The organism is Marinimicrobium sp. ARAG 43.8 (genome assembly GCF_050113635.1).
Lineage (GTDB): Bacteria > Pseudomonadota > Gammaproteobacteria > Pseudomonadales > Cellvibrionaceae > Marinimicrobium.
On record NZ_JBNJLT010000003.1, the window covers coordinates 351,916 to 375,527 of the forward strand.

Consider the following 23,612-nt stretch of genomic DNA (forward strand, 5'->3'; position numbering starts at 1 on the left):
TTGTCGACACCCCGCAACCAGCGGGGTGTCGAGCTCTCACCGGTGTTAGCGGTTCTGCTCCTTCATGATGGCACGCTGCTGACGGTTCCAGTCCCGCTCTTTTTCCGTCTCGCGTTTATCATGCTGCTGCTTGCCTTTGCCCAGTGCTACCTCACATTTAACCAGGTGTGCCTTCCAATACAGCGCTGTGGCTACCACGGTATAACCCTTTTGCTCCGTGGCTTGTTGCAACCGCGCGATCTCTTTGTTTTTGAGCAAGAGCTTGCGGGTGCGCGTCGGGTCAGTCACAAAATGGGTGGACGCCGTGGGCAGTGGTGTGATGTGCGAGCCAAGCAACCAGGCTTCCCCGTTTTTGAAAAGCACGTAGGAATCGGTCAATTGCACTTTACCCTCGCGCAGGCTCTTAACCTCCCAGCCCTGTAAAGACACTCCGGCCTCCAAGCGATCCTGAAGGGCAAAGTCGAACTTGGCCTTTTTGTTCAGGGCGATGGTGTTGCTGCCGGGCTTCTTGCCTTTCTTCTTGCTCATGAGTGCGGTCAACCTTGCCGGAGAAGTGAATATCGACCTGCCATTATATCGGTTCACCCCCCATTCTGTCTTGCTTGTCTCTACGCGTAACCGGCGCCGAACCCTGCACAATCCCGGCATTTGCCGGTACAATGCCGATTGTATGCCCGCTGTTTGGGGCTTCCCCACTTCCCATACACTGACGTTTATTGCCTCGCGCCCGGAGTCACAACACCGTGGAACGTATAAAACAACACGCGATCTGGGGTCACAAAGGCACCTTCGTTCTGGCCGCCACCGGATCGGCGGTGGGCCTGGGTAACATTTGGAAGTTTCCCTACATTACCGGCGAGAACGGCGGTGGGGCTTTCGTTCTGATGTATCTGGTTTTTATCGCGTTGATCGGTGTGCCAGTGATGATCGCTGAGGTGACATTGGGGCGACACGGACGGGCAAACCCGGTAGCGTCCGTGCAAAAAATGGCGCAGCAAAGCCGGGTCTCGCTGGGCTGGGGGGCGATCGGTTGGCTTGGGGTTACCACCGCGTTTCTGATCCTCTCCTATTACAGCGTTATTGCGGGCTGGGCTCTGGATTACATGAGCACCGCCATTCAGGGCGGTTTCTCAGGGTGGGACGGTGAACAGGCCAGTGCGGCCTTTGAAGCATTACAGGCTGACCCCTGGCGTCTCATGATCTGGCAGACGTTGTTTATCGGCATGACGGTGTTGGTGGTGGCCTTTGGCGTGATTCGCGGCCTGGAAACGGCGGTACGGGTATTAATGCCACTGCTGTTTTTATTGTTGCTCCTGTTATTGATGTACGCTGCGGTAGCTGGCGAATTTGCCCGGGGGCTGAGCTTCATGTTCAGTTTTAATCCGGGAGACCTGTCATGGGAGGCGGCCTCAGTCGCTCTGGGGCACGCATTTTTTACGCTCAGCTTGGCGATGGGGGCGATCATGGCCTACGGTTCTTATATGCCGGGGCGCGCTTCGATTGGCAAGATGGTGTTGACCGTGGCGTTTCTGGATACGCTGGTGGCGCTGGTGGCGGGGCTGGCTATGTTTCCCATTGTATTTGCAACGCCGGGCCTGTCCCCGAGTGAAGGGCCGGGGCTGATGTTTGTGAGTCTACCGGTGGCGTTTGGCAATATGCCGGTAGGCGTTCTCTTTGGCGCGGCCTTTTTCATTCTGGTGACGCTGGCGGCCTGGAGTTCGACGATCTCCTTGCTCGAGCCATGCGTTGCCTACCTGACCGAGCGTTTTGGCTGGCGCCGACTGTCCGCCAATGTGGTTATTGCTGGCAGTGCCTGGTTACTGGGTATCGGATCGGTACTGTCGTTTAATTTATGGAAAGAGGTCAAACCGCTGTTAGGCTTAACGGTGTTTGGCCTGCTGGACAGCGCGACTCAGCAGGTGATGCTGCCATTGGGCGGCTTAGCCATGGCGGTATTTGTGGGGTGGATTGCGAAGCGTGAAGTGCTTCGTCGTGAGCTTCGGCAGGAGAGCGACGGGCAGTTCGCGCTGTGGTTACTGCTGTTGAAATATGTGTGCCCGCCAGCATTGTTATTGATTCTGGCAGGCAGTTTCTGGGCCTGAACCGACGTTGAAGAATGGGGAGATACGGGTTTGTCGCATCGAGTGGAGCGCAGCGCGCTGGTCAATTACAGTCCCAAACAAATGTTTGATCTGGTAAACGATATAGAGGCCTACCCGCAGTATATGAATGACTGTATCGGGGCAGAGGTGCTTGAGCGGGGTGATAACTGGCTCAAAGCCCGCCTGGAGTTGCAGAAGGCCGGTATTAGCCAGAGCTTCGTCACTTTGAATGAGTTACATGAGCCGCACAGCATGAGTATGAGCCTGGTTGAGGGACCTTTTTCCCGGCTCGACGGTGTATGGCGCTTTGAGCCGGTGGGTGACAGCGGGTGTCGGGTCAGCCTGGAGCTGGAGTTTAAAATGCAGAACCGCTTGTTGAGCATGGCGGTGGGAAAATTTTTCGAATCAGCGGCGAGCCAACAGGTGGACGCGCTGTGCCAGCGCGCCCAACACATTTATGGCACGGAGCAGTAGGGCAGTCAGAGAGGTGGTGGTATGGCGGATGGTGATTTGATTACGGTGGAGGTGGCGTATGCCCTTCCCCGGCGGCAAAAAATTATTGAGTTGCTGGTAGAGCCCGGTACGACGGCTTTCCAGGCGGCAGAGCGCTCAGGGATTGTCAAACAATTCCCGGAAATAGACCTGGGAACGGCCAAAATGGGGATTTTCGGTCAGGCGCTTGGAACCAAGGGGCTGAAGCCACCTCATGAGCACGAGTTGCAACCTGGGGACCGCGTGGAGATTTATCGGCCACTGATATCGGACCCCAAGGAGGTGAGGCGCAAGCGCGCCCAAAAGAAAAAAGACGAGGAAAGCGCCCGCTAGCGGGCGCTTCAGGCCGAGCGCTGCCTCAAGGGGTGTTGGTGGGCAGTGGGGTTGCCTCGGGCTCATCCTGAGCCGGAGCGGCTGGCTCGGGAATCGGTAGCGGATCGCCTTCGATATTGGTGGGTACTGGGGGCTGGTCCTCGGCCTCATCGGCTTTTTTCTTGGCTTCGTCGAGGGCGCTGCCTTCGTACCGAACCAGCTGATCGTCTTCGAAATGCACGGTAAGCATTCGCTCACGCAGCACGTTGTCACCGCGCTTTAAGTTGTAGTAATAGTCCCACCGGTCCTGGTTAAAACCGTCTTCGAGCAGCGGGGTGCCCAGCACGAAACGCACCTGGCGCTTGGTCATGCCGGTTTCGAGCTGATCGAGCATCTCCTGGGTTATGATATGTCCCTGCTGCACATAAATCTTATGTACCCCGGGAAACTGGAAATAGGAGCAAGCTGTCAAGCTGGCAATGAGGACAGCGACCAGTGAGAGTTTGCTGGCTATTTTCATACTAGGGCTTCCACTTGGCAAAATGAACGGGGATAATACCCGATTGACGCGAACACTGAGAAGGGTTTGGGGGTTAAATGGCCGAAGAGAACCAGGAACTGCGCAAAGCGGGGCTGAAAGTTACTTTGCCTCGCGTAAAAATCTTGCAAATGCTGGAATCGTCCGAGAACCATCATATGAGCGCCGAGGATGTCTACAAGGCGCTGATGGAGGCGGGAGACGATGTCGGCCTGGCCACGGTTTATCGGGTGCTGACGCAATTTGAAAGTGCCGGCTTGGTGGAGCGCCATAATTTTGATGGTGGCCACTCCGTGTTTGAGATCGCTCGTGGTGAGCACCACGACCATATGGTCTGTATGGACTCAGGAGAGGTTATTGAGTTCCATAATGAGCAGATTGAGCGGTTGCAGCAGCAAATTGCCGAAGAGCACGGTTATGAACTGGTGGATCACAACCTGGTGCTCTACGTGAAATCCAGAAAATAACACGCCCGGCTGGTTGCCCGGGAAAGGGTGCCGCCGGGCATGGGCCTAAGCGGCTCCCCGGGTCACCATTTCCCGGGCATGGGCCAGTGACTGCTCGGTCACTTTCATGCCGCCCAGCATGCGGGCCACCTCCTCGATTTTGTCCTCTCCCTCCAGAGCCACCAGCGTTGATTGCGCTGACTGCTTGTTGGCGGTTTTGGTGACTTGCAAATGCTGATGGCTTTTGCTGGCGACCTGGGCCAGATGTGTTACGCAAATAACCTGCCCGGCCTCACCCAGCTGTCGCAGAAGCCGTCCCACCACATCGCCAGTGGCGCCGCCGATCCCGACATCCACCTCATCGAATACCAGCGTGGGCGTGGCCGAGGTGCGGGCGGTAACCACCTGAATGGCCAGGCTTACCCGGGACAGCTCGCCGCCGGAGGCGACTTTGTGAAGTGAGCGTGCCGGCTGTCCGGGGTTGGTGCTGATAATAAACTCCACTTCCTCAAGGCCATGAGGGCCAGGCCGATCCTCCAGCTTGTTCAGGCTAACCTCCAGGCGGGCATTGGGCATGGCCAGTTCGGCCAGCTGCTGATTGACGGCTTTGGCCAGTTTAACGCCCTCTGAATGCCGTGCTTTGGAGAGCGCTTCGGCGGCTTTACGATAATCCGCCTCGGCGTTCTCCATTTGCTTCTCCAACTCATCCAGCTGTTCATCGCCTCCTTGCAGCTGACTCAGCTCCTCGCCCAGTTCATTAAAGAGCCCCGGTAGCTGTTCCGGGCCCACGCGGTGTTTGCGGGCCACCTCGTAGATGCTACTCAGCCGTTCCTCAACCTCCTTCAAACGCTCGGGGTCCAGATTGAAGTCGTCAATATGGCGTTCCACCTCCCGCTGGGCTTCGTCGACCTGGATCTGGGCGCTGGTCAGGAGTTGTTCGGCCTCCTGCAATGCGCCGGACCTCTCGGGCATATCCCGGAGCAGGTGCAAGGCGCGGTGCAGAAGCACGCTCAGGCCCTGATCGTCATCGCTGCACAGCGACGACAGCTCATGGCTGGAACGCAAGATCTCTTCGGCATTGGCGAGACTGCGTTGCTCGGCTTCCAGGCTATCCAGCTCGTCCTCCTTCAACCCCAATTGCTCCAGTTCCTGAACCTGATAGCTTAATAACTGGTAGCGAGCGCTGATCTCTTCAGCATTGTCCCTCCGCTGTTCGAACGCCGTTCGCCGTTCCTGCCAGTGGCGGAAAGCCTGACGCACCTGGCTGGCCAGCTCGGTCTGGCCTGCACAGGCATCGAGTAACTGGCGGTGAGTCTCCTTGCGCAGCAGGGATTGGTGCTCGTGTTGACTGTGGATGTCGATCAGCATTTCCCCGAGGGTGCGCAATTGCTGCAACGTTACCGGGTGGCCATTGATAAAAGCCTTGGAGCGGCCCTCGGCGGTGATGACACGCCGCAACAGGCATTCATCGGGGTGGTCTTCCTGTTGCAGTTCCCGCTCTTCCAGCCAGGTTCGCGCGGGGCGAATGCGGCGCAGGTCAATCGTGGCGTGGATGTCGGCTCGTTTGGCACCGGGGCGCACCCGCTGACCATCTGCCCGATCCCCCAGCGCCAGGGAAAGGGCGTCCAGAACGATGGATTTTCCGGCTCCGGTTTCCCCGGTAATCGCTGTCATGCCGGGCTTGAGATCCAGGTCAAGCTGGTCTACAAGGGTGAAATTTCGAATACTCAGGTGCGTCAGCATAGTGATCCTCGGTGGTGCCCTCTCAACATGCCTTGAGTAAAAGGTGGTGACGACAAGGATAAGCAATCGCCATCTGTGTTTTTATACAGTAAAAAAGACCGGTTCGCCAGCCTGTCACGAGCACTTTTTCCGGCGGCTTACCCGGTCCCCCTTGAATCCCTCCGCTCGAGCCCCATATAGGCCCCACAACATAGTCTGCAGCCTTCCTGGCTGTAAAGGTAAACGAGCAAGTAAACGGAGACCAGCGTGGCTAACGAAGACAAACACGACGCACAAGCGGAAGCGGCGACCGAGGCTGAGCCCGGACAAGCGGGCGAAACCGGGGGCGAGGAAGAAACCGTCGAGGCCCTTAAGGTCAAGGTGGAGACTTTGGCTGCGGCCGTGGAAGCCGCGAAGGAGCAGGTTTTGCGCTCTCAGGCTGAGGCGCAGAACGCCCGCCGCCGAGCCGAGCAGGATGTTGAAAAGGCTCATAAGTTTGGCCAGGAGAAGCTGCTGCAGGATTTGTTGCCAGTGGTAGACAACCTGGAGCGGGCGCTGACCTCACTCGATGCGGATAACCCGGATCACAAAGCCGTGATGGAGGGGATTCAACTGACCCATAAGTCCTTTATCGACGCGCTGAGCCGGTACCAGGTGGAAGTGGTGAATCCGGTGGGTGAACCCTTTGATCCGGAGCTGCATCAGGCGATGTCAATGGTGGAGAGCCCCGATGCTGAACCGAACACCGTCATCGAGGTGTTCCAGAAAGGGTACACGCTCCATGGCCGTTTGGTCCGCCCCGCGATGGTTGTGGTGTCCAAGAGCCAATGAACCCTTGAAAAGGCCGCGAACGGGCCAATATACGTAGTAAATGAATTGATGGGCGCCCTGAGTGGTTTGGGGCGGTCAAGGTACACGAAAGCTCGACGGCAGAAAATGTCGAAAACGACTCGCCGCCGTGTTTAGTAAGCGCATTAGTTAGGAGACTTTCTTCATGAGTAAGATCATCGGTATTGACCTTGGGACCACGAACTCCTGTGTTTCTGTGATGGAGGGCGGCAAGCCCAAAGTTATTGAAAATTCCGAAGGGGATCGCACTACACCTTCCATCGTGGCTTTCACCAACGATGGTGAGATTCTCGTGGGCCAAAGTGCCAAGCGGCAAGCAGTCACCAACCCGCACAATACGCTGTACGCGGTAAAACGTCTGATCGGTCGTAAGTTCAAAGACGATGTTGTGCAGAAAGACATCAAAATGGTGCCCTACAAAATTGTTTCCGCCGACAACGGTGACGCTTGGGTAGAGGTCAAGGATGAGAAGAAGGCTCCGCCGCAGATTTCCGCCGAAGTTCTGAAAAAGATGAAAAAAACCGCCGAGGATTATCTGGGCGAGAAAGTCACCGAAGCAGTCATTACTGTACCGGCCTATTTTAACGACTCCCAGCGCCAGGCGACCAAAGATGCTGGCAAAATTGCCGGTCTGGATGTCAAACGCATCATCAATGAGCCGACGGCGGCGGCGCTGGCCTACGGTATGGATCAACAGAAAGGTGATCGCACTATTGCGGTGTATGACCTCGGTGGCGGCACCTTCGATATCTCCATTATCGAGATTGCCGACGTCGATGGCGAGCACCAGTTTGAGGTGCTGTCTACCAATGGTGACACCTTCCTCGGCGGTGAAGACTTTGACCTGCGCCTGATCGATTACCTGGCGGCGGAGTTCAAGAAAGAGCAGGGCATTGATTTGCACAATGATCCGCTTGCGCTGCAGCGGCTGAAAGAGGCGGCCGAGAAAGCCAAGATCGAGCTGTCTTCCAGCCAGCAAACCGAAGTGAATCTGCCGTACATTACGGCGGATAACACCGGGCCGAAGCACTTGGTGGTCAAGCTGACCCGTGCCAAGCTGGAATCCCTGGTGGAAGAGTTGGTAACGCGCTCTCTGGAGCCCGTTAAAATCGCGATCAAAGATGCGGGAGTTTCCGTCGGCGATATTAGTGACGTGATTCTGGTCGGTGGTCAAACGCGTATGCCGATGGTGCAGAAAGCGGTCTCTGAGTTCTTTGGTAAAGAGCCGCGAAAAGACGTTAACCCGGATGAAGCGGTAGCGGTTGGTGCGGCAATTCAAGGTGCCGTGTTGGCTGGCGATGTGAAGGATGTGTTGCTGCTGGATGTGACTCCGCTGACCCTGGGTATTGAGACAATGGGTGGCGTGGCGACTCCGCTGATCGAGAAGAACACCACCATTCCGACGAAAAAGTCTCAGGTGTTTTCGACAGCAGAAGACAATCAGAATGCCGTCACCATCCATGTAGTGCAGGGCGAACGCAAGCAAGCGGCTCAAAACAAATCACTCGGTCGGTTTGATCTGGCCGATATTCCTCCGGCACCGCGGGGTATGCCACAGATTGAGGTGACCTTCGACCTGGATGCCAACGGTATTTTGAACGTCAGCGCGAAAGACAAGGGTACCGGCAAGGAGCAGTCCATTGTTATTAAAGCCTCTTCCGGTCTGTCCGATGACGAGATCGAGAAAATGGTGAAAGACGCCGAAGCTAATGCCGAGGCAGACAAGAAATTCGCTGAAGCCGTTAACGCTCGTAACTCTCTGGAAGGTTTGATTCATGCCACCCAGAAAACGCTGAAAGACGCTGGCGACAAGGCGACGGAAGACGAGAAGTCCACGATTGAAGCCGCGATTAAAGAAGCGGAAGAAGCCGTCAAGGGTGATGATGTAGCGGCGATGGAAGCGGCCACAAACAAGTTGACCGAAGCTTCCAGCTCTCTCGCGCAGAAGCTGTATGCCGAGCAGCAGGGCCAGGCTGAAGGTGCGGCTGACGCCGGAGCTCAGCAGCAGGGCGCGGCTCAGGAAGACGACGGTGCAGTGGATGCTGAGTTTGAAGAAGTGAAGGACGAGGACAAGAAGTAAGTCCTGGGCCAGTTCTACGCTGGCCCCTATCGTGGACGTGTCGACAAATGCGGGCTTGCCCGCATTTGTCGTGTCTGACAGCGAAGCAACAGAAAGCGACTGAAGCATGGCAAAACGCGATTATTACGAAGTGCTGGGTGTCTCCAAGGGTGTCTCGGCGGCGGAATTGAAGAAGGCCTACCGGCGAGTGGCGATGAAGCATCACCCGGACCGTAATCCTGGTGACAAAGCCTCTGAAGACAAGTTCAAGGAGGCCAGCGAGGCTTACGAGGTTTTGTCCGACGATCAGAAGCGTGCGGCCTATGACCAGTTTGGTCACGCGGGCGTCGATCAGAGTGGCGGTATGGGCGGCGGCGCTGGCGCCGGTGGTTTTGGCAGTTTCAGCGATATCTTTGGTGACGTCTTCGGCGATATTTTCGGTGGTGGCGCGGGCCGCGGCCGCGGAGGCGCAAGCCGTGGCGCCGACCTGCGCTATAACCTCGAACTGAGTCTTGAAGATGCTGTTAAAGGCACCTCGGTACAGATCAAGGTGCCCACCCTGGTGGCTTGTGAGGTTTGTGACGGCAGCGGAGCGCGTAAGGGCTCCTCTCCAAAAACCTGTACCACTTGTGGGGGTATGGGGCAGGTTCGGATGCAGCAGGGCTTCTTCTCGGTTCAACAGGCCTGTCCAACCTGTCGCGGCAAAGGCACGGTGATTACGGACCCCTGTGGCAGCTGTCACGGCCAGGGCCGCGTCGAACAGACCAAAACCCTTTCCGTCAAAGTGCCGGCTGGCGTGGATACGGGAGACCGCATCCGGCTGTCTGGCGAAGGCGAAGCGGGTGCCGAAGGCGGTCCGGCGGGTGATTTGTATGTGGAAGTCCGGGTCAAACCCCATGAAATTTTCCAGCGCGACGGCGCGGACCTCTACTGTGAGGTGCCGGTGGACTTCGTCGATGCGGCGCTCGGAGGGGAGCTGGAAGTGCCGACACTCGATGGTCGGGTGAAGTTGAAAGTGCCCGCGGAAACCCAAACCGGTAAATTGTTCCGCCTGCGCAATAAAGGCGTGACACCCGTGCGAGGTGGTCCCCGTGGTGACCTGATGTGCCGGGTCGTGGTAGAAACGCCGGTGGATCTCACCAGTAAGCAGAAAGAGCTGTTGCGCGAATTTCAGGGCACCATGAAGGGCGGCAAAAATTCGCCCCGCCAGCGCAGTTGGTTTGATGGCATGAAAAACTTCTTTGGGGATATGAAAATTTAACCGCCTCCTCCTTGGCTTTCCTCCTGATACCCCTGGCACCTGAGGTGCCAGGGGTATTTTTTTGTCGCCACTGGAGTTCAGAAAAAGAGCAAATGGCTATTTGGCGGGCATTATCGGTAAAAAGCGTCTACTTTAAGAAGATGCAGCGTCGCTGTTTACTTAAAAGGAGTGTTCCATGTTTGGACTGCACCGCACGCCTTCCGCCACACACATCGAACAAATGCGCCAGCACATAATGGTTCATCGAGACTTGAAAGCTATCAAGTCTCACCTGGGATACATTGAATTTCATCCAGGAGGAAGCATCATTGACGCCAATGACCAATTTCTTAATATCGTTGGTTATCGCAGGGAAGAGCTGGAAGGGCAGCACCATCGCATCCTCTGCGAGCGGCATTATGCAAAATCCGACGAATATGAACGGTTCTGGAAAGAATTGGCCACGGGCAGAGCCCAGTCGGGTACCGTTCGCCGTTACGCAAAGGATGGCCGTGAAATCTGGCTGGAGGCGAATTACTTCCCTGTAGAGGAAGAGGGGGAAGTGGTCAAGGTCATCAAGATTGCCTCCGATGTGACCCGCGCTCAGCACGAATTCCTTGACCAAAAAGCGCTTCTGGAATCGCTCAACCGATCTCTGGCGGTTATTGAGTTTGACCCGGCCGGTAACGTGCTCTGGGCCAACGACAATTTTCTGCACACCGTTGGCTACACCCTGGATGAAGTGGTCGGTAAGCATCACCGCATTTTTTGCTACGAAGGCTTTTATCAGCGCAATCCGGAGTTTTGGTCGCGGTTAGCCAAAGGGGACTTCCAGTCCGGAAAATTCGAACGAAAAAGTGCCTCTGGCAAGAGCATTTGGCTGGAGGCTACCTACAACCCGGTGCGCAACTCCGCAGGTCAGGTTTACAAGGTCATTAAGTTCGCCAGCGACATTACCGCGCGCATTAATACCGCCATGCGGGCTGTAGAAGCCGCCTCATCGACCTCGGAGCAAACCTCACAGATTACCGCCAATGCCCGGACGGTGTTGGAGGAAGCCGTGGCGACCTCATCTGGCGTTTCCCGGCAGGTGACGGAGGCGGCACAAGTAACGGGCGAGCTCAGTGAGCAGGCGAAAAGTATCGGTGAAATTGTGACGACCATTCGTTCAATTGCCGAACAAACCAATTTGCTGGCATTGAACGCGGCCATTGAGGCGGCCAGAGCCGGTGATCAGGGGCGCGGATTTGCCGTGGTAGCTGATGAGGTGCGACAGCTTGCCGCGCGCACCAGCTCGGCGACCGAGGAGATAACCCGGGTGGTGGCGGCAAATCAGACGCTCACCGCGAGTATTCGCCAACAAATGGAAGGCATCAGCCGCTCTGCGGTGGAAGGGCAGGAGAAAGTCTCCAACCTGGCGGCCAGCATGGACGAAGTCGAGCGCGGGGTGACCAATTTTGCGGCCATCGTCACTCAGTTGGGAGAGCAATAAGCGGCATTCCGGCAGCCACCAGCCTCGTACGAAACAGCAACATTCACCACGCTATTAAAGGGCTTCTAAGGGGCTTCCGCTCCGTCGTCTTCTGCAAGACCGGGCAATGCTTTGGGCGCCCGGTCTTTTTGTCTGCGATTTTCCTTTCACTATTGAATTTTGGCCGATAAGGTGGTCGAATTGACCCTATGCCGGACTATAAATCATATTTTATTGTCCCTGGGAAATGCCCGATACGGCCCCGATACGGTAGAGTTCTTCGACCGGGGATGCCATAATCGGGCAGCCGCGCTGGCTGGAGGGTGTATGACGAAGGAAAAACCCACTGCGCTGGGCGGACCATAGAACAAGACGGCAATGATAGGGATGCCGGCTCGGTCTGGCTCATGTTTGAGCGAATAGTCGGCATTCGGTTTGACAATCCACCAATCGGTATATGGGGAGAGAATAATGAAGACCATTAAAGGGCCTGCTCTGTTTCTGGCTCAGTTCTGCGGTGACGAAGCGCCGTTCAATACCTTGGAAAATATTGCCAAATGGGCGGGCGGTCTCGGTTTCAAAGGGGTTCAGATTCCTTCCTGGGACAAACGAATTTTTGACCTGGAACGCGCCGCAGAAAGCCTGGATTACTGCCAGGAAGTTAAAGATACACTGTCCCGTTACGGGCTTGAAGTGACTGAACTGTCCACGCATTTACAAGGTCAACTGGTCGCCGTTCACCCGGTGTACGATGAAGTGTTTGACGGTTTTGCGCCCGAAGAGCTGCACGGTAAGCCCGACGAGCGCCAGAAATGGGCCGTGAACCAATTGATGCTGGCGGCCAAAGCCAGTAAAAACCTCGGCCTGACGGCCCATGCCACCTTCTCCGGCGCCCTCCTGTGGCCGTTTATGTACCCCTGGCCCCAGCGCCCCGCAGGCCTCGTGGATACCGGCTTCAAAGAGCTGGCCAAGCGCTGGCTGCCGATCCTGGACGCCTTTGATGAAGCGGGCGTGGACCTCTGCTACGAAATCCACCCCGGTGAAGACTTGCACGATGGTGCCACCTTCGAGCGCTTCCTGCAGGAAGTGGACAATCACCCCCGCGCCAACATTCTGTACGACCCCAGCCACCTGATTCTGCAACAGCTGGATTACATCGCCTTTATTGACCGCTATAAAGACCGTATCAAAATGTTCCATGTGAAGGATGCGGAGTTTAATCCTACCGCCCAGCAAGGCGTATACGGTGGCTATGAAGGTTGGGTAGAGCGCGCTGGTCGGTTCCGTTCACTGGGCGATGGCCAGATCGATTTCAAACAGATTTTCTCCAAGCTGACGGCCTACGATTTCGACGGCTGGGCGGTGATTGAGTGGGAATGCTGCCTGAAGCACCCGGAAGCCGGTGCCGAGGAAGGTGTGAAATTTGTCAGTGACCACATCATTCGCGTGACTGAAAAAGCCTTCGACGATTTCGCTGGCGGTGAGGCGGACGAAGAAAGTAACCGCCGTGTTCTGGGCTTGGGAGGTAAGTAATGGCTGACGCACGTATTCGACTGGGAATGGTTGGTGGCGGCCGCGGCGCTTTCATCGGTGCGGTGCACCGTATTGCCTCGCGCATTGATGATCGCTACGAGCTGGTGGCGGGGGCGCTGTCATCTCGTCCCGATAACGCCAAGGCGTCTGCCGACGATCTGCATATTGCGCCGGAGCGTTCCTACACCTCATACGAGGAAATGTTCGCCGAAGAGGCCAAACGCGACGATGGTATTGAAGCTGTCTCGATCGTAACACCGAACCACATGCATTTCCCGGTCGCCAAGGCGGCGCTCGAAGCCGGCATCCACGTGATTTGCGACAAACCAGTGACCCGCACACTGGAAGAGGCTCTGGAGCTGGAGAAAATTGCCGCCAAGAGCAACGCCTTCTTTGGACTGACCCACAACTACAGTGCCTACCCGCTGGTGCGTTACGCCCGTGAAATGATTGAGCGTGGCGAGCTTGGCAATGTGCGTCTGGTGCAGGTTGAGTATCCGCAGGAGTGGCTGACTAATGCCCCCGAGGCGGATAACAAGCAGGCGGCCTGGCGGACCGATCCGAACCAGTCCGGTAAAGCGGGCTGTCTCGGTGATATCGGTACCCACGCCTTCCAGTTGGCGGCGTTCATCTCCCAGTTGGAGCTGGATACCTTAAGTGCAGACCTGACCAGCTTCGTGCCCGGTCGTGAAGTGGACGATAACGTTCACGTCATGATGCGTTTCAAAGGTGGTGCCAAGGGCATGCTTTGGACCAGCCAAGTGGCTCCGGGTTGTGAAAACGGTCTGCGCATCCGTATCTACGGTGACAAAGCCGGTCTGGAATGGTCGCAGGAAAGCCCGAATGAAATGTGGTTCACGCCGCTGTTCGGTCGTCACCAGCGCATTACCCGCCGCAATGACAATCTCGACAGCGACGTGGCCGTGCGGGGTATTCGTACGCCCCAGGGGCACCCGGAAGGCTACCTGGAAGGCTTCGCTAACCTGTACACCGATATTGCGGATGTACTGGTGGCGCGCCGTAAGGGAGAGAGCCATGCCATCGAGTCCTGGATTCCCGGTATCGGTACGGGTGTTCAGGGGATGCGTTTCATTCAGGCGGTTCTGGATTCGTCCGAAGCGGACGGTCGCTGGACCACTCTGTAAACCGTTAATCTGTTAGATCGGCAGGGGAATCCCCCCGTTGGCTTCCGTCCACTCGAGCAATCGGGTGGGCGGAGGATAACAATAATGAGGAAATGAGTATGAGTACAGCCACACTGGATGCCAACGGCATCAATCGGAAGAAGCTGTTTGCCGGTGCCTGTATGGCGCTATTGCCGACGGCTTTTTCATTTGCTCTGGTGAGCAACATCCTGATTCAATTGAAAACTGAATTTATTCTGACGAACTCCGATGTGGGTTACATTGGTGGGGCAGCCCTGTGGGGCATGGCGCTATCCTTGTTGTTCCTCGGGCCTTTCCTGGAAAAATTTGGTCTTAAAGTGGCCGCTACAGGCGCTTTTATCTTCCACCTTCTGGGTGTCACCCTGTTTCTGGCCGGGGCGCCTCTGGCGGGAGATCCCTCCGGTTTCTGGGTGCTGTTCGCGGGAGCCATCGGCATGGGGATCGGCAACGGCCTGATCGAGGTGACCGGTAACCCCCTGACCGCGACGCTGTTCCCGGACAACAAAACCACCAAACTCAACCATTTCCACGCGTTCTTTCCGGGCGGCATGGTGCTCGGTGGCCTGCTGGGCTGGGGAATGGTACAAATTGGCAGCATTGGCTCTTTCCAGATTTCTCACTGGACCATTCAGATCGCCATCATCTATATCCCGATCTTCCTTTACGGCTACATGCTGCTGTCTGAGAAATTCCCGAAAACCGAACTGGCGGAAGCCGGTGTTTCCATGGGTGAAATGTTCAAGTACACCTTCACTCACCCGCTGGTTCTGCTGTTGATCTTCATTAAAATGGTCACCGTGTCTCTGGAGCTGGGGCCCATGCGCTGGATTCCCGCCGTTCTGGAATCTGCGGGCCTGCACGGCATGTTGGTGTTCGTCTGGATTACCGGTTTAATGGCTGTGCTGCGTCTGTTCGCGGGTCCGATTGTGGAACGCCTGGCGCCCACCGGGATGCTGTTTTGTGCCTCGATTCTGACCGCGCTCGGTTTGCTGATGTTCTCCACGTTTGAGTCCGGTACCTTCAAACTGATGTTCGCGGCCACCGTGTTTGCCTTCGGCGTAGCCTTTTTCTTCCCCACTATGGTGGGCGTCATGAGCGAACGTTTTCCGCGTGCAGGTTCCCTGGGCATCGTGTTGATGATCGGTGCCGGTATGAGTGCCTCGGGTTATTTGCAAGGCCTGATGGGTGGCATCGCCGACCGTCACTTGCCCGAAGCGATGGATCAGCAACGTGTCGTACAGGTTATGGAGCAGGTTGAACAGCGCTATCCCGGTTACATTGCCGACGCTGAAGCGGTCTCTGATAACCCGCAAGCGCTCGCCGATCTGGGCTACCGCGCGGCGGATGCACAGAATGTGTTGAACCATAACGAAACCGCTTTGGACTACTACCGCAATGAAGGCGAGCTGAGTGGCCCACTGACCGGTAACGCATTGCGTTCGATTGTTGACGGCGGTTTACCGCAGGAGACCGAACTGGCGAGCGAAGCCGGCGCAATTGTTGGCCCCGCTGATAACTACGGTGGCCGTATGGCGTTTCGTTGGGTAATGCCGATTGCGTTGATCGTTGCCCTGTTCTTCGCGGCTATGTATCTGTATGACCGCAAGCGCGGCGGTTATCGCGCTGTGAAACTGGACGATGGCACACCGGGCACCGGTGGCGCTTAAGTGGATCGGCGCGTAAGCTGAATATACCCACATAGGTATATTCTCAAGCGACGAAAAAAAGAGGGCCTTTACGGCCCTCTTTTTTTGTTTCTCAACGAGACAGAATGACGAGCATGGTCAATGAGAGAGGTGGGATAACGGAGATAGCAGCGAGAAACGGAGAGTTACTTACCTGACGTACCCAACCGCTGACGGATGGCCTCTTCGATCCCCTCCGCATCCAGCCCTTGTCCCGCGAGCTGTTGACGAGGCGTGTCGTGGTCGACGAACTCATCGCGAAAGCCCAGCGGCAGCCACATGGACCTTACTCCTTTTAGCGCCAGATATTCACTGACAGCCGCACCAGCGCCTCCGGCAATCACATTTTCTTCCAGTGTTACCAGAAGCTCGTGTTGGGCCGCCATCCGCTCCACTAGCTCAGTGTCCAGTGGTTTCACAAAGCGCATATCGCAGACGCTGGCGTCAAGCCGTTCTGCCGCCTCCATGGCGGCGGGCAGGGAGGCCCCAAAGTTGAGGATGACCACATTTTTGCCCTGACGGCACTCGCGGCCCTGGCCCAGCGGTAAGGCCGACATGACCGGCTCAATCGTCGTGCCCGGACCGCTGCCTCTCGGGTATCGCACGGCCGCAGGCCCCGCGTGTTGCCAGGCGGTGTACAGCAGCTGGCGGCATTCATTTTCATCGCTGGGTGCGGCAATGACCATGTTGGGAATGCAGCGCAGATAGGTCAGATCAAAAGTGCCGCCGTGGGTCGGACCGTCTTCGCCAACCAGTCCGGCACGGTCAATGGCGAAGGTAACATCGAGTTGCTGTAGTGCTACATCGTGAATCAGTTGGTCGTAGGCACGTTGCAAAAATGTGGAATAAATCGCGACCACGGGTTTCAGGCCCTCGCAGGCCAGGCCGGCGGCCAGAGTGACAGCGTGTTGCTCGGCGATCGCCACATCGTAAAAACGCTCGGGAAAACGTTGCGCAAAACCGACCATGCCCGAACCTTCGCACATGGCGGGTGTAATACCGATCACCCGCTCGTCCCGCTCGGCGATATCGCACAGCCAGTCACCAAACACTTGCTGGTACTTGGGGCCGCTGGGCTTTTTCCTGGGGGCGAGTTTGGGTTCCAGCTTATTAAGCGCGTGATAGCCCACCGGGTCGTCTTCGGCGGGGCCAAAGCCTTTGCCTTTGCGGGTGATCACGTGCAGTAATTTGGGGCCTTTCACTTCGCGCAGATTGCGCAGGTAACTGACCAGATTGCCGATGTCGTGTCCGTCGATAGGGCCGACGTAGTTGAACCCCATTTCCTCGAACAGGGTTCCGGGCGACATGAAACCCTTGAAATGTTCCTCCGTGCGGCGGGCAAACTCCCAGGCGGAGGGAATTTTGGTCAATACCTGTTTGCTGCCTTCACGCAACGAGTTGTAGAACTTGCTGCCCCATACTTTGGACAGATACGTGGCCAGTCCACCGACATTGGGTGAGATCGACATATTGTTGTCGTTCAGGATTACCAGCATGTCAGTATCGGTGTGAGCGATATGGTTTAGGGCCTCGAACGCCATGCCAGCGGTCATGGCGCCGTCGCCGATAATGGCTGCACACTTGCGGTCATCGCCGTTCAGCGCGCTTGCCAGGGCCATCCCCTGGGCCGCACTCAACGATGTGCTGGAGTGGCCGACACCGAAGGTGTCGAAATCGCTTTCGCTGCGCTTGGGAAATCCCGACAGGCCGCCGTGCTGGCGAATACTGCCCATGCGCTCGCGCCGGCCAGTGAGGATCTTATGAGGGTACGTCTGGTGGCCCACATCCCAGACCAGGCGATCTTCCGGGGTCTGGTAGACGTAGTGCAGTGCAACCGTCAGCTCTACCACGCCGAGCCCGGCCCCGAAGTGGCCACCGCTTTGTCCGACGGTGTACAGCAGGTAGGCGCGAAGCTCGTCGGCGAGCGTGTCGAGCTCCTTTTCCTTGAGATCACGCAGCGCAGCCGGGTCTTCAATGCGGTCCAGAAGAGGCGTGTCCGGTCGGCTTGTGGGAATTTCGTCAAACATGAGTCACGTCGTTATTCGAAAGGGGCCATTGTAGGGGGCTGTCCCCCCGTTGCCTAGGGCTGGTTCACACTCAACAATAACTTTTTAAACGGTGTGAACCGGGCCAGGGTGTCAGTAGTTACGCTCGACGATATAGTGCGCCAGAGCGCGCAACGCATCGGCCCCGTCGTTAAAGGTCTCCAGGCTGTCGAGGCTCTGCGACAGTAAGTCTCGGGATTTGTGACGGGCACCGTCCAGCCCCAGCAGGGACACATAGGTGGGTTTGTGGCGAGCGCTGTCGGCACCCTGTTGTTTGCCGAGCGTTCCCGTGTCAGCGGTGACGTCGAGAATATCGTCTTGTACCTGAAAGGCCAGGCCAATGGCGTCGGCATACTGGGCCAGGGCCTCGCGCTGAGCGGGCGTCGCCCCTCCCACCAGAGCACCCATCACGACGCTGGCTTGGATCAGTGCGCCGGTTTTGTGCCGGTGCATACGTTCGAGCTGCGCCAGCTCCAGGGTTTTCTCCACAGCACCGAGGTCAATCGCCTGGCCGAGCACCATACCTTGGGCACCCGCCGCTCGCGCGAGTTCAGCAACCAGTGCGATACGGGTGGAATCCGTGGTATCGGGGACCTGGGTCAACAGATCAAATGCCAGGCTCTGCAAGGCATCACCTGCGAGAATGGCGGTGGCCTCGTCGAAGGCAATATGGCAACTGGGCTGGCCCCGGCGCAGATCATCGTCGTCCATGGCGGGCAGGTCGTCATGAACCAGGCTGTAGGCGTGCAGGCATTCAACGGCCGCTGCCACGTGATCCAGCGTCCGGTCCGGAGCGCGGTTCAGCGCTGCGCCGGCCGCGTATACCAGCAGTGGGCGGATACGCTTTCCGCCGTTGCCCAAGCTGTAGGCCATGGCTGTCGCCAGCGACGCCTGTTGAGTATCGGGTGCCGGCAAAACCTGAGAGAGCGCCGCAGCAAATCGCTCTCGCCAGGGGTGGGCATACTGCTCGAATGCGATGCTCATTCGCCCTCGCTTTCGGTATCATCCAGCGGCTGCAGGCGCATCTCGCCCTGTTGCTCCATCAGTGTCTGAACCTGCTGCTCGGCGGCGCTGAGCCGTTCCTGGCAGTGGCGAGTCAGTCCAATGCCTCGTTCAAAGGCCTTGAGGGACTCCTCCAAAGAGAGTTCTCCCTGCTCCATTTGCTGAACCAGCGCTTCCAGCTCGCTGAGTGACTGTTCAAAGTCCACGGAGGGCTTTTTCGTGGGCATGGGGCACCTATTGTCGATCGCTCAAATTGCCAAAAACGGGCGAGGCGGGCAGTGAAGAATTTTCCGCCGCAGCCGATAGACTCATCAGAGTGTCCGTATTTGGCATGAATAGGGCGCAATTATAAACTGACTGCTGCTAAGATGCAGGTTTATCCCGGCTTATTTACTGTGGTCTTTGGCTCTGGTCTCTTGTTCTGGTCTTTACCCAATGTGATGTCGTTTAGTGTGAGGAGCGATTCATGGATTTAGCAACCCTCGTCGGTATTATCGGCGCTTTGGGCTTGATTATCGCCTCAATGTTTCTTTCCGGAGACATCGGGATCTTTGTCAATGCGCCGTCGCTGCTGATCGTCGTGGGGGGAACCCTGTTTGCGGCCATGGCCAAATTCAGTCTGGGCCAGTTTTTTGGCTCTTTTCGTGTCGCGGCCAAGAGCTTCGTGTTCAAACTCGAAGATCCGGTGGATCTGATCGATGAAATCGTGGAGTTGGCCGATGCCGCGAGAAAGGGGGGGCTGCTGTCTCTGGAGGGCAAGGACGTCAGCAGTCCCTTTTTACAGAAAGGCATTCAACTGCTGGTGGATGGGCACGATCCAGAGGTGGTGAAAAACATGATGTCCAAGGACCGCTACCTGGCCGAGGAGCGCCACCGCGTCGGATCATCGATTTTTGCGGCGATGGGCGATATCGCGCCGGCCATGGGCATGATTGGGACCTTGATTGGTTTGGTGGCCATGCTGTCGAACATGGAAGATCCGAAGGCCATTGGTCCGGCCATGGCCATTGCATTGTTGACGACCCTGTATGGCACACTGTTGGCGAATGCGGTATTTCTCCCTATTGCTGACAAGCTGCGTCTGCGCGCGGAGGAGGAAGTGCTGGTCAAAAGCCTGATTATCGACGCCCTGCTGGCCATTCAGAGTGGCCAGAATCCGCGAGTGATTGATTCCATGCTCCGTACGTATCTGCCCGAGCGCAAGCGCGACATCGCCGATGCGGATGCCGCCTGATCGCCGGTAGAGGGGGAGTGGGATAATGGATGACGAAATGCAACGTAAAAAGTCATCGAAGGCGGGGCTGCCCCCCTGGATGGCGACTTTTGCCGATTTGATGGCGTTGCTGCTGTGCTTTTTCGTGTTGCTGTTGTCGTTCTCCGAAATGGATGCGATGAAATTCAAGCGCCTGGCCGGTTCACTGGCCCAGGCCTTTGGGGTGCAGGCCGAAATTCCGGTGAACGAAATCCCCAAGGGCACCAGCATCGTGGCCCAGGAGTTCAGTCCGGGAAAACCCGAACCCACACCGATCAATGAGATTTTCCAGACCACAGACGACACCACTCAAATGAGTCTGGAGGTTTACTGCGCGGAGGAATTCGACATTCAGCAGGGCGATCCGGAGCACGACGACTCCGCTCGCCAGCAGCTTCAGCAGCGGCTGGAGGAGTTGATTCGTGAGACGGAGCGCGATGCCGCCGCGTTGGCCATACGTTTGCAGGGGCAAATTGCCTCGGGACAGATTGAAATAGAAACCCGTGGTCGGCAGATCATCATTCGCATTCGCGAGCAAGGGTCTTTTCCCTCAGGCTCCGCCACCCTCTCGCCAGATTACTATGATGTGCTCGATGAGATACAGGCGGTACTCATGCTGCAGTCCGGCAGTATCAAGGTGCAGGGGCATACCGACAATGTGCCCATCAGTTCCGAGCGCTTTCGTTCAAACTGGGAGCTGTCCACCGCGCGGGCCGTGTCGGTCGCCCATCAATTGATGCGCGGCGATTATATTGATCCCGAGCGGTTTGAAGTGAGTGGTTTTGCCGACACCCGGCCGTTGGCGCTAAATGATTCAGCGAATAATCGAGCCCGAAATCGCCGGGTGGAGGTGGTGATCCGTCAGGGATTGAGGGACGAACTGGGTGAGCAGGAGCAGCAGCTGTTGCGCGAAGAAGGCAATGATATTATGCGCAGTATGGACATTTCCCCGGATTACCTGTTTGACCTTGAGCCCGAGGAGATCTTCTAAGCGGTCAGCATTGGCGCATTTTTGTGAGATATCTCGCACACGATTTTCCGACTTTGACGACTGGAGACGGCTCGACTCGCGGCGCATAATACGGAGTAATGGAGACAGGCACTGGACGCAAGGCATGGAACTGAACGGATGCGTGCCAACCGGCCCGGGAAGGGCCCCATCCTGTAAGCAGGCAACCCCCGCGATACCCCCATCGCGGGGGTTTCTTTCGTTTAATGGCCCCTCTTTTTTCGATCAATGTCATTTTCTTTGAAATAACTAGAAGTTTTGACACATTCGCGTCATAGTTAACAACCAGAGTATTGATATAGTCAGTACGTGACCGAATGCTGGTGGCCTCACCGCCACAGACAGTCGGCTTTCGTGAGCGCACTCGGCGGTCACTGGAGGTGTCGATGGAAGCGCGTATTCTTCGGCTCAATATCGCCGGTCAGCCGCTTGAGTGGCTGAACTGGAAAGAGGCCGTCTGCCTCTACGCCCGGGATCTTGTGCAATGGACACTGGGCGGCCAGGTGCGGCGCGTTTATGGTGGGCAGTCAAGAGTCACTGGGCACCGCACCCGGATCGATCTTCCTGCCATTATCGCCTGCGGAGGCGGCCGCATGGGTCGTATGCGACTGGTTCCGCCGCTGACCAATACCGCCCTGTTTGCCCGCGACCATCACCAGTGCCTTTACTGCGGTAACTTCTTCAGTGTTGATCAGCTCTCCCGCGACCATGTACACCCCATCAGTCGCGGCGGTCGAGACCGGTGGAACAACGTGGTCGCTGCCTGCAAGCGGTGTAACCAGCGCAAAGGGAACCAGTTACTGGCCGATATCGGCATGGAACTGCTGGCCCTGCCTTTTTGCCCGAATACTGCCGAATACCTGGCGCTGATCAATAGCGACCGTATTCGCGGCGATCAGATGGACTTCTTGCGTCCTCAATTCTCCCGACGCCGCGATTGGGCCGGTTTTGATTCAGCGCAACCGCGCCCCGGTGCGGCCTTGCTATAGTGTGGCCGACCAAGCCCTGAGTGGCTCACAACGGCTGAATCAGGAGAACTGCAATGCCCGGCGAGCTGATTGCTGCCAACCCCTTCGTGGAGTTTGCCCTGCTGTTAACGTTGGCGGCCCTGTTTGGTGTGGCAGCACGCCTGCTCAAGCAACCCCTGATTGTGGCGTTTATCGCCCTGGGCATTGTTTGCGGTCCGTCGGTTCTGGATATTATTTACTCCCTTGATCAGATTCATCTTCTGTCCGATATCGGCATTGCCATTTTATTGTTCGTGGTCGGACTTAAACTGGATCTCGGCCTGATTCGCACGACCGGTGGCGTGGCCTTGTCGACCGGCCTTGGCCAGGTTGTCTTTACATCACTGTTCGGTTTTTTGATCGCCTTAGGGCTGGGATTTTCGCCCACGGCTTCGCTGTATATCGCGGTGGCGCTCACCTTTTCCAGCACCATCATCATTGTTAAATTGTTGTCCGATAAGAAAGAAATTGATTCTCTGCACGGTCAGATTGCGGTCGGTTTTCTGATTGTGCAGGACATTGTCGTCATCCTGGTAATGATTGTGCTCTCTGCGCTGGGGCAGGATGGGGACGGCTCCATGGGCCTGATCGTGCTGGGCGTGGTGCTAAAGGGGGCACTGCTGGTCGCTGTCACCGGTGTCATGATGCGTTGGGCGCTACCCTCGCTGACGCATTATCTCGCGGGCTCCCAAGAGCTGCTGGTCTTGTTCGCCATTGCCTGGGCCGTGTTGCTGGCGGCGGTCAGTGAGCTGATGGGGTTCAGTCGGGAGGTGGGGGCATTTCTCGCGGGAGTGTCGCTGGCCTCCACGCATTATCGGGAGGTGATCAGCGGTCGGCTGGTCAGTATCCGGGACTTCCTGCTGCTGTTTTTCTTTATTAATCTGGGGGCGCACCTGGATTTGTCGCTACTGGGCGCGCAGATGGGGGCCGCCGTGCTGCTGTCGCTGTTTGTCCTGATTGGCAACCCGTTGATCGTCATGATCATCATGGGCTTGATGGGCTACCGGAAGCGCACGGGGTTTTTGGCCGGCTTGACGGTCGCACAGATCAGCGAATTCTCCCTGATTTTCGCCGCGTTGGGGCTGAGTTTGGGCCATATCAGCGAGGACGTCGTGGGCTTGATTACCCTGGTCGGGCTGATCACCATCGGCTTGTCCACCTATATGATTCTCTATTCTCATCCGTTGTTCGAGCGGCTTTCTTCAAGTCTATCCCTGTTTGAACAAAAGGCGCCTTTTCGGGAAAGTGACGTGCGGGTCAGCACCTCACGCCACGTGGATGCCATTGTGTTCGGACTGGGGCGTTATGGAGGTAATGTCGTCAGGCAGTTGCGTAAACAGGGGCTTGTGGTACTGGGGGTGGACTTTGATCCGCAAACGGTAAAGCGCTTGAAACTGGAAGGCGTCGATACCCAGTACGGGGATCTCGAAGATCCTGATCTCGCCGAGCAACTGCCACTGCACAGTGCCCGCTATGTCATCAGTACCATGCCGCAATTGCAAGGTAATCTCACATTGCTGAAAACGCTGAGGACTCAGGGGTATCGGGGGAAAGTGGTGCTGACGGCTCATCACTCTGCCCATGCCAACACGTTGCAGGAAGCGGGTGCCGATCAGGTGCTGATGCCCTTTATCGATGCCGCCGAAGTGATCGGTGAGCGCCTGCAGGCGATTTGAACGGGT

General features: G+C 56.9%; 21 protein-coding genes. 15 read left to right on the forward strand and 6 right to left on the reverse strand.

Translation table 11 applies throughout. The annotated features are described in order from the left end of the window. Positions 1-45: 45 nt before the first annotated feature. Positions 46-528 carry an SsrA-binding protein SmpB gene (gene smpB, locus ACQCLF_RS08780; RefSeq protein ID WP_426986335.1) on the reverse strand — a complete coding sequence of 161 codons (483 nt, stop codon included), beginning with the start codon at positions 526-528 and terminating at the stop codon, positions 46-48. A 215-nt stretch (positions 529-743) separates the two neighbouring features. Between smpB and ACQCLF_RS08785 the strand changes: the two genes are divergently transcribed. Genes ACQCLF_RS08785 through ACQCLF_RS08795 form a run of 3 tightly spaced genes read left to right on the forward strand, consistent with a single transcriptional unit; the run spans position 744 to position 2,927 of the window. Further along, on the forward strand, positions 744-2,102 hold the full coding sequence (locus ACQCLF_RS08785; RefSeq protein WP_426986337.1) for a sodium-dependent transporter: 1,359 nt from the start codon (positions 744-746) through the stop codon (positions 2,100-2,102). A gap of 30 nt (positions 2,103-2,132) precedes the next feature. Continuing rightward, positions 2,133-2,576 (forward strand): type II toxin-antitoxin system RatA family toxin, encoded by a 444-nt coding sequence (locus ACQCLF_RS08790; RefSeq protein WP_426986339.1) that lies wholly within the window; start codon positions 2,133-2,135, stop codon positions 2,574-2,576. Positions 2,577-2,597: 21 nt separating this feature from the next. Beyond that, positions 2,598-2,927: an RnfH family protein gene (locus ACQCLF_RS08795; RefSeq protein WP_426986341.1), complete on the forward strand. Its 330-nt coding sequence runs from the start codon at positions 2,598-2,600 to the stop codon at positions 2,925-2,927. A gap of 25 nt (positions 2,928-2,952) precedes the next feature. Here the strand turns inward: ACQCLF_RS08795 and ACQCLF_RS08800 are convergent, their stop codons facing one another. Further along, on the reverse strand, positions 2,953-3,426 hold the full coding sequence (locus tag ACQCLF_RS08800; RefSeq protein ID WP_426986343.1) for an outer membrane protein assembly factor BamE: 474 nt from the start codon (positions 3,424-3,426) through the stop codon (positions 2,953-2,955). Between the two features lie 77 nt (positions 3,427-3,503). On the opposite strand from ACQCLF_RS08800, the gene fur reads away from it, so the two are divergent. Next, the gene (gene fur, locus ACQCLF_RS08805) at positions 3,504-3,911 is read left to right on the forward strand and encodes a ferric iron uptake transcriptional regulator (protein ID WP_426986345.1); all 408 of its coding nucleotides are present in this window, start codon (positions 3,504-3,506) and stop codon (positions 3,909-3,911) included. Between the two features lie 45 nt (positions 3,912-3,956). Here fur and recN read toward each other — a convergent pair whose 3' ends face one another. Beyond that, positions 3,957-5,633, reverse strand: coding sequence for a DNA repair protein RecN (gene recN / locus ACQCLF_RS08810; protein WP_426986346.1), 1,677 nt, complete (start codon positions 5,631-5,633; stop codon positions 3,957-3,959). A 246-nt stretch (positions 5,634-5,879) separates the two neighbouring features. On the opposite strand from recN, the gene grpE reads away from it, so the two are divergent. From grpE to ACQCLF_RS08845, 7 genes are all read left to right on the forward strand, one after another. Continuing rightward, the gene (grpE, locus tag ACQCLF_RS08815; protein ID WP_426986348.1) at positions 5,880-6,443 is read left to right on the forward strand and encodes a nucleotide exchange factor GrpE; all 564 of its coding nucleotides are present in this window, start codon (positions 5,880-5,882) and stop codon (positions 6,441-6,443) included. 163 nt (positions 6,444-6,606) lie between these two features. Further along, positions 6,607-8,541 carry a molecular chaperone DnaK gene (gene dnaK, locus ACQCLF_RS08820; RefSeq protein ID WP_426986349.1) on the forward strand — a complete coding sequence of 645 codons (1,935 nt, stop codon included), beginning with the start codon at positions 6,607-6,609 and terminating at the stop codon, positions 8,539-8,541. A gap of 106 nt (positions 8,542-8,647) precedes the next feature. Then, entirely contained in the window at positions 8,648-9,781 is a 1,134-nt protein-coding gene (gene dnaJ, locus ACQCLF_RS08825; protein ID WP_426986351.1) for a molecular chaperone DnaJ, read from the forward strand. Positions 9,782-9,956: 175 nt separating this feature from the next. Further along, entirely contained in the window at positions 9,957-11,252 is a 1,296-nt protein-coding gene (locus tag ACQCLF_RS08830) for a methyl-accepting chemotaxis protein (RefSeq protein WP_426986353.1), read from the forward strand. Between the two features lie 450 nt (positions 11,253-11,702). Continuing rightward, complete coding sequence (locus ACQCLF_RS08835) at positions 11,703-12,764, forward strand: sugar phosphate isomerase/epimerase family protein (protein ID WP_426986355.1); 1,062 nt, start codon at positions 11,703-11,705, stop codon at positions 12,762-12,764. Then, the gene (locus tag ACQCLF_RS08840) at positions 12,764-13,909 is read left to right on the forward strand and encodes a Gfo/Idh/MocA family protein (RefSeq protein ID WP_426986357.1); all 1,146 of its coding nucleotides are present in this window, start codon (positions 12,764-12,766) and stop codon (positions 13,907-13,909) included. Before ACQCLF_RS08835 ends, ACQCLF_RS08840 begins: the two co-directional genes overlap by 1 nt. Before the next feature lie 98 nt (positions 13,910-14,007). Continuing rightward, positions 14,008-15,597 (forward strand): MFS transporter, encoded by a 1,590-nt coding sequence (locus ACQCLF_RS08845; RefSeq protein WP_426986359.1) that lies wholly within the window; start codon positions 14,008-14,010, stop codon positions 15,595-15,597. A gap of 164 nt (positions 15,598-15,761) precedes the next feature. Here ACQCLF_RS08845 and dxs read toward each other — a convergent pair whose 3' ends face one another. The 3 genes from dxs to ACQCLF_RS08860 all read right to left on the reverse strand — a co-directional run bounded on the left by dxs (position 15,762) and on the right by ACQCLF_RS08860 (position 18,889). Beyond that, positions 15,762-17,642, reverse strand: a complete 1,881-nt coding sequence (gene dxs / locus ACQCLF_RS08850) for a 1-deoxy-D-xylulose-5-phosphate synthase (protein ID WP_426986361.1) — start codon at positions 17,640-17,642, stop codon at positions 15,762-15,764. 111 nt (positions 17,643-17,753) lie between these two features. Continuing rightward, the gene (gene ispA / locus ACQCLF_RS08855) at positions 17,754-18,644 is read right to left on the reverse strand and encodes a (2E,6E)-farnesyl diphosphate synthase (protein WP_426986363.1); all 891 of its coding nucleotides are present in this window, start codon (positions 18,642-18,644) and stop codon (positions 17,754-17,756) included. After that, the gene (locus ACQCLF_RS08860; RefSeq protein WP_426986365.1) at positions 18,641-18,889 is read right to left on the reverse strand and encodes an exodeoxyribonuclease VII small subunit; all 249 of its coding nucleotides are present in this window, start codon (positions 18,887-18,889) and stop codon (positions 18,641-18,643) included. The genes ispA and ACQCLF_RS08860 overlap by 4 nt, the downstream gene beginning before the upstream one ends. A 239-nt stretch (positions 18,890-19,128) precedes the next feature. Between ACQCLF_RS08860 and pomA the strand changes: the two genes are divergently transcribed. The 4 genes from pomA (at position 19,129) to ACQCLF_RS08880 (ending at position 23,606) form a co-directional block, all read left to right on the forward strand. After that, positions 19,129-19,896, forward strand: a complete 768-nt coding sequence (gene pomA / locus ACQCLF_RS08865) for a flagellar motor protein PomA (RefSeq protein WP_426986367.1) — start codon at positions 19,129-19,131, stop codon at positions 19,894-19,896. A 25-nt stretch (positions 19,897-19,921) separates the two neighbouring features. Continuing rightward, on the forward strand, positions 19,922-20,905 hold the full coding sequence (locus ACQCLF_RS08870) for a MotB family protein (RefSeq protein ID WP_426986369.1): 984 nt from the start codon (positions 19,922-19,924) through the stop codon (positions 20,903-20,905). Positions 20,906-21,309: 404 nt separating this feature from the next. Then, positions 21,310-21,912 (forward strand): HNH endonuclease, encoded by a 603-nt coding sequence (locus ACQCLF_RS08875; RefSeq protein WP_426986371.1) that lies wholly within the window; start codon positions 21,310-21,312, stop codon positions 21,910-21,912. Between the two features lie 53 nt (positions 21,913-21,965). Next, positions 21,966-23,606, forward strand: a complete 1,641-nt coding sequence (locus tag ACQCLF_RS08880) for a cation:proton antiporter (RefSeq protein WP_426986373.1) — start codon at positions 21,966-21,968, stop codon at positions 23,604-23,606. Positions 23,607-23,612 lie beyond the last annotated feature (6 nt).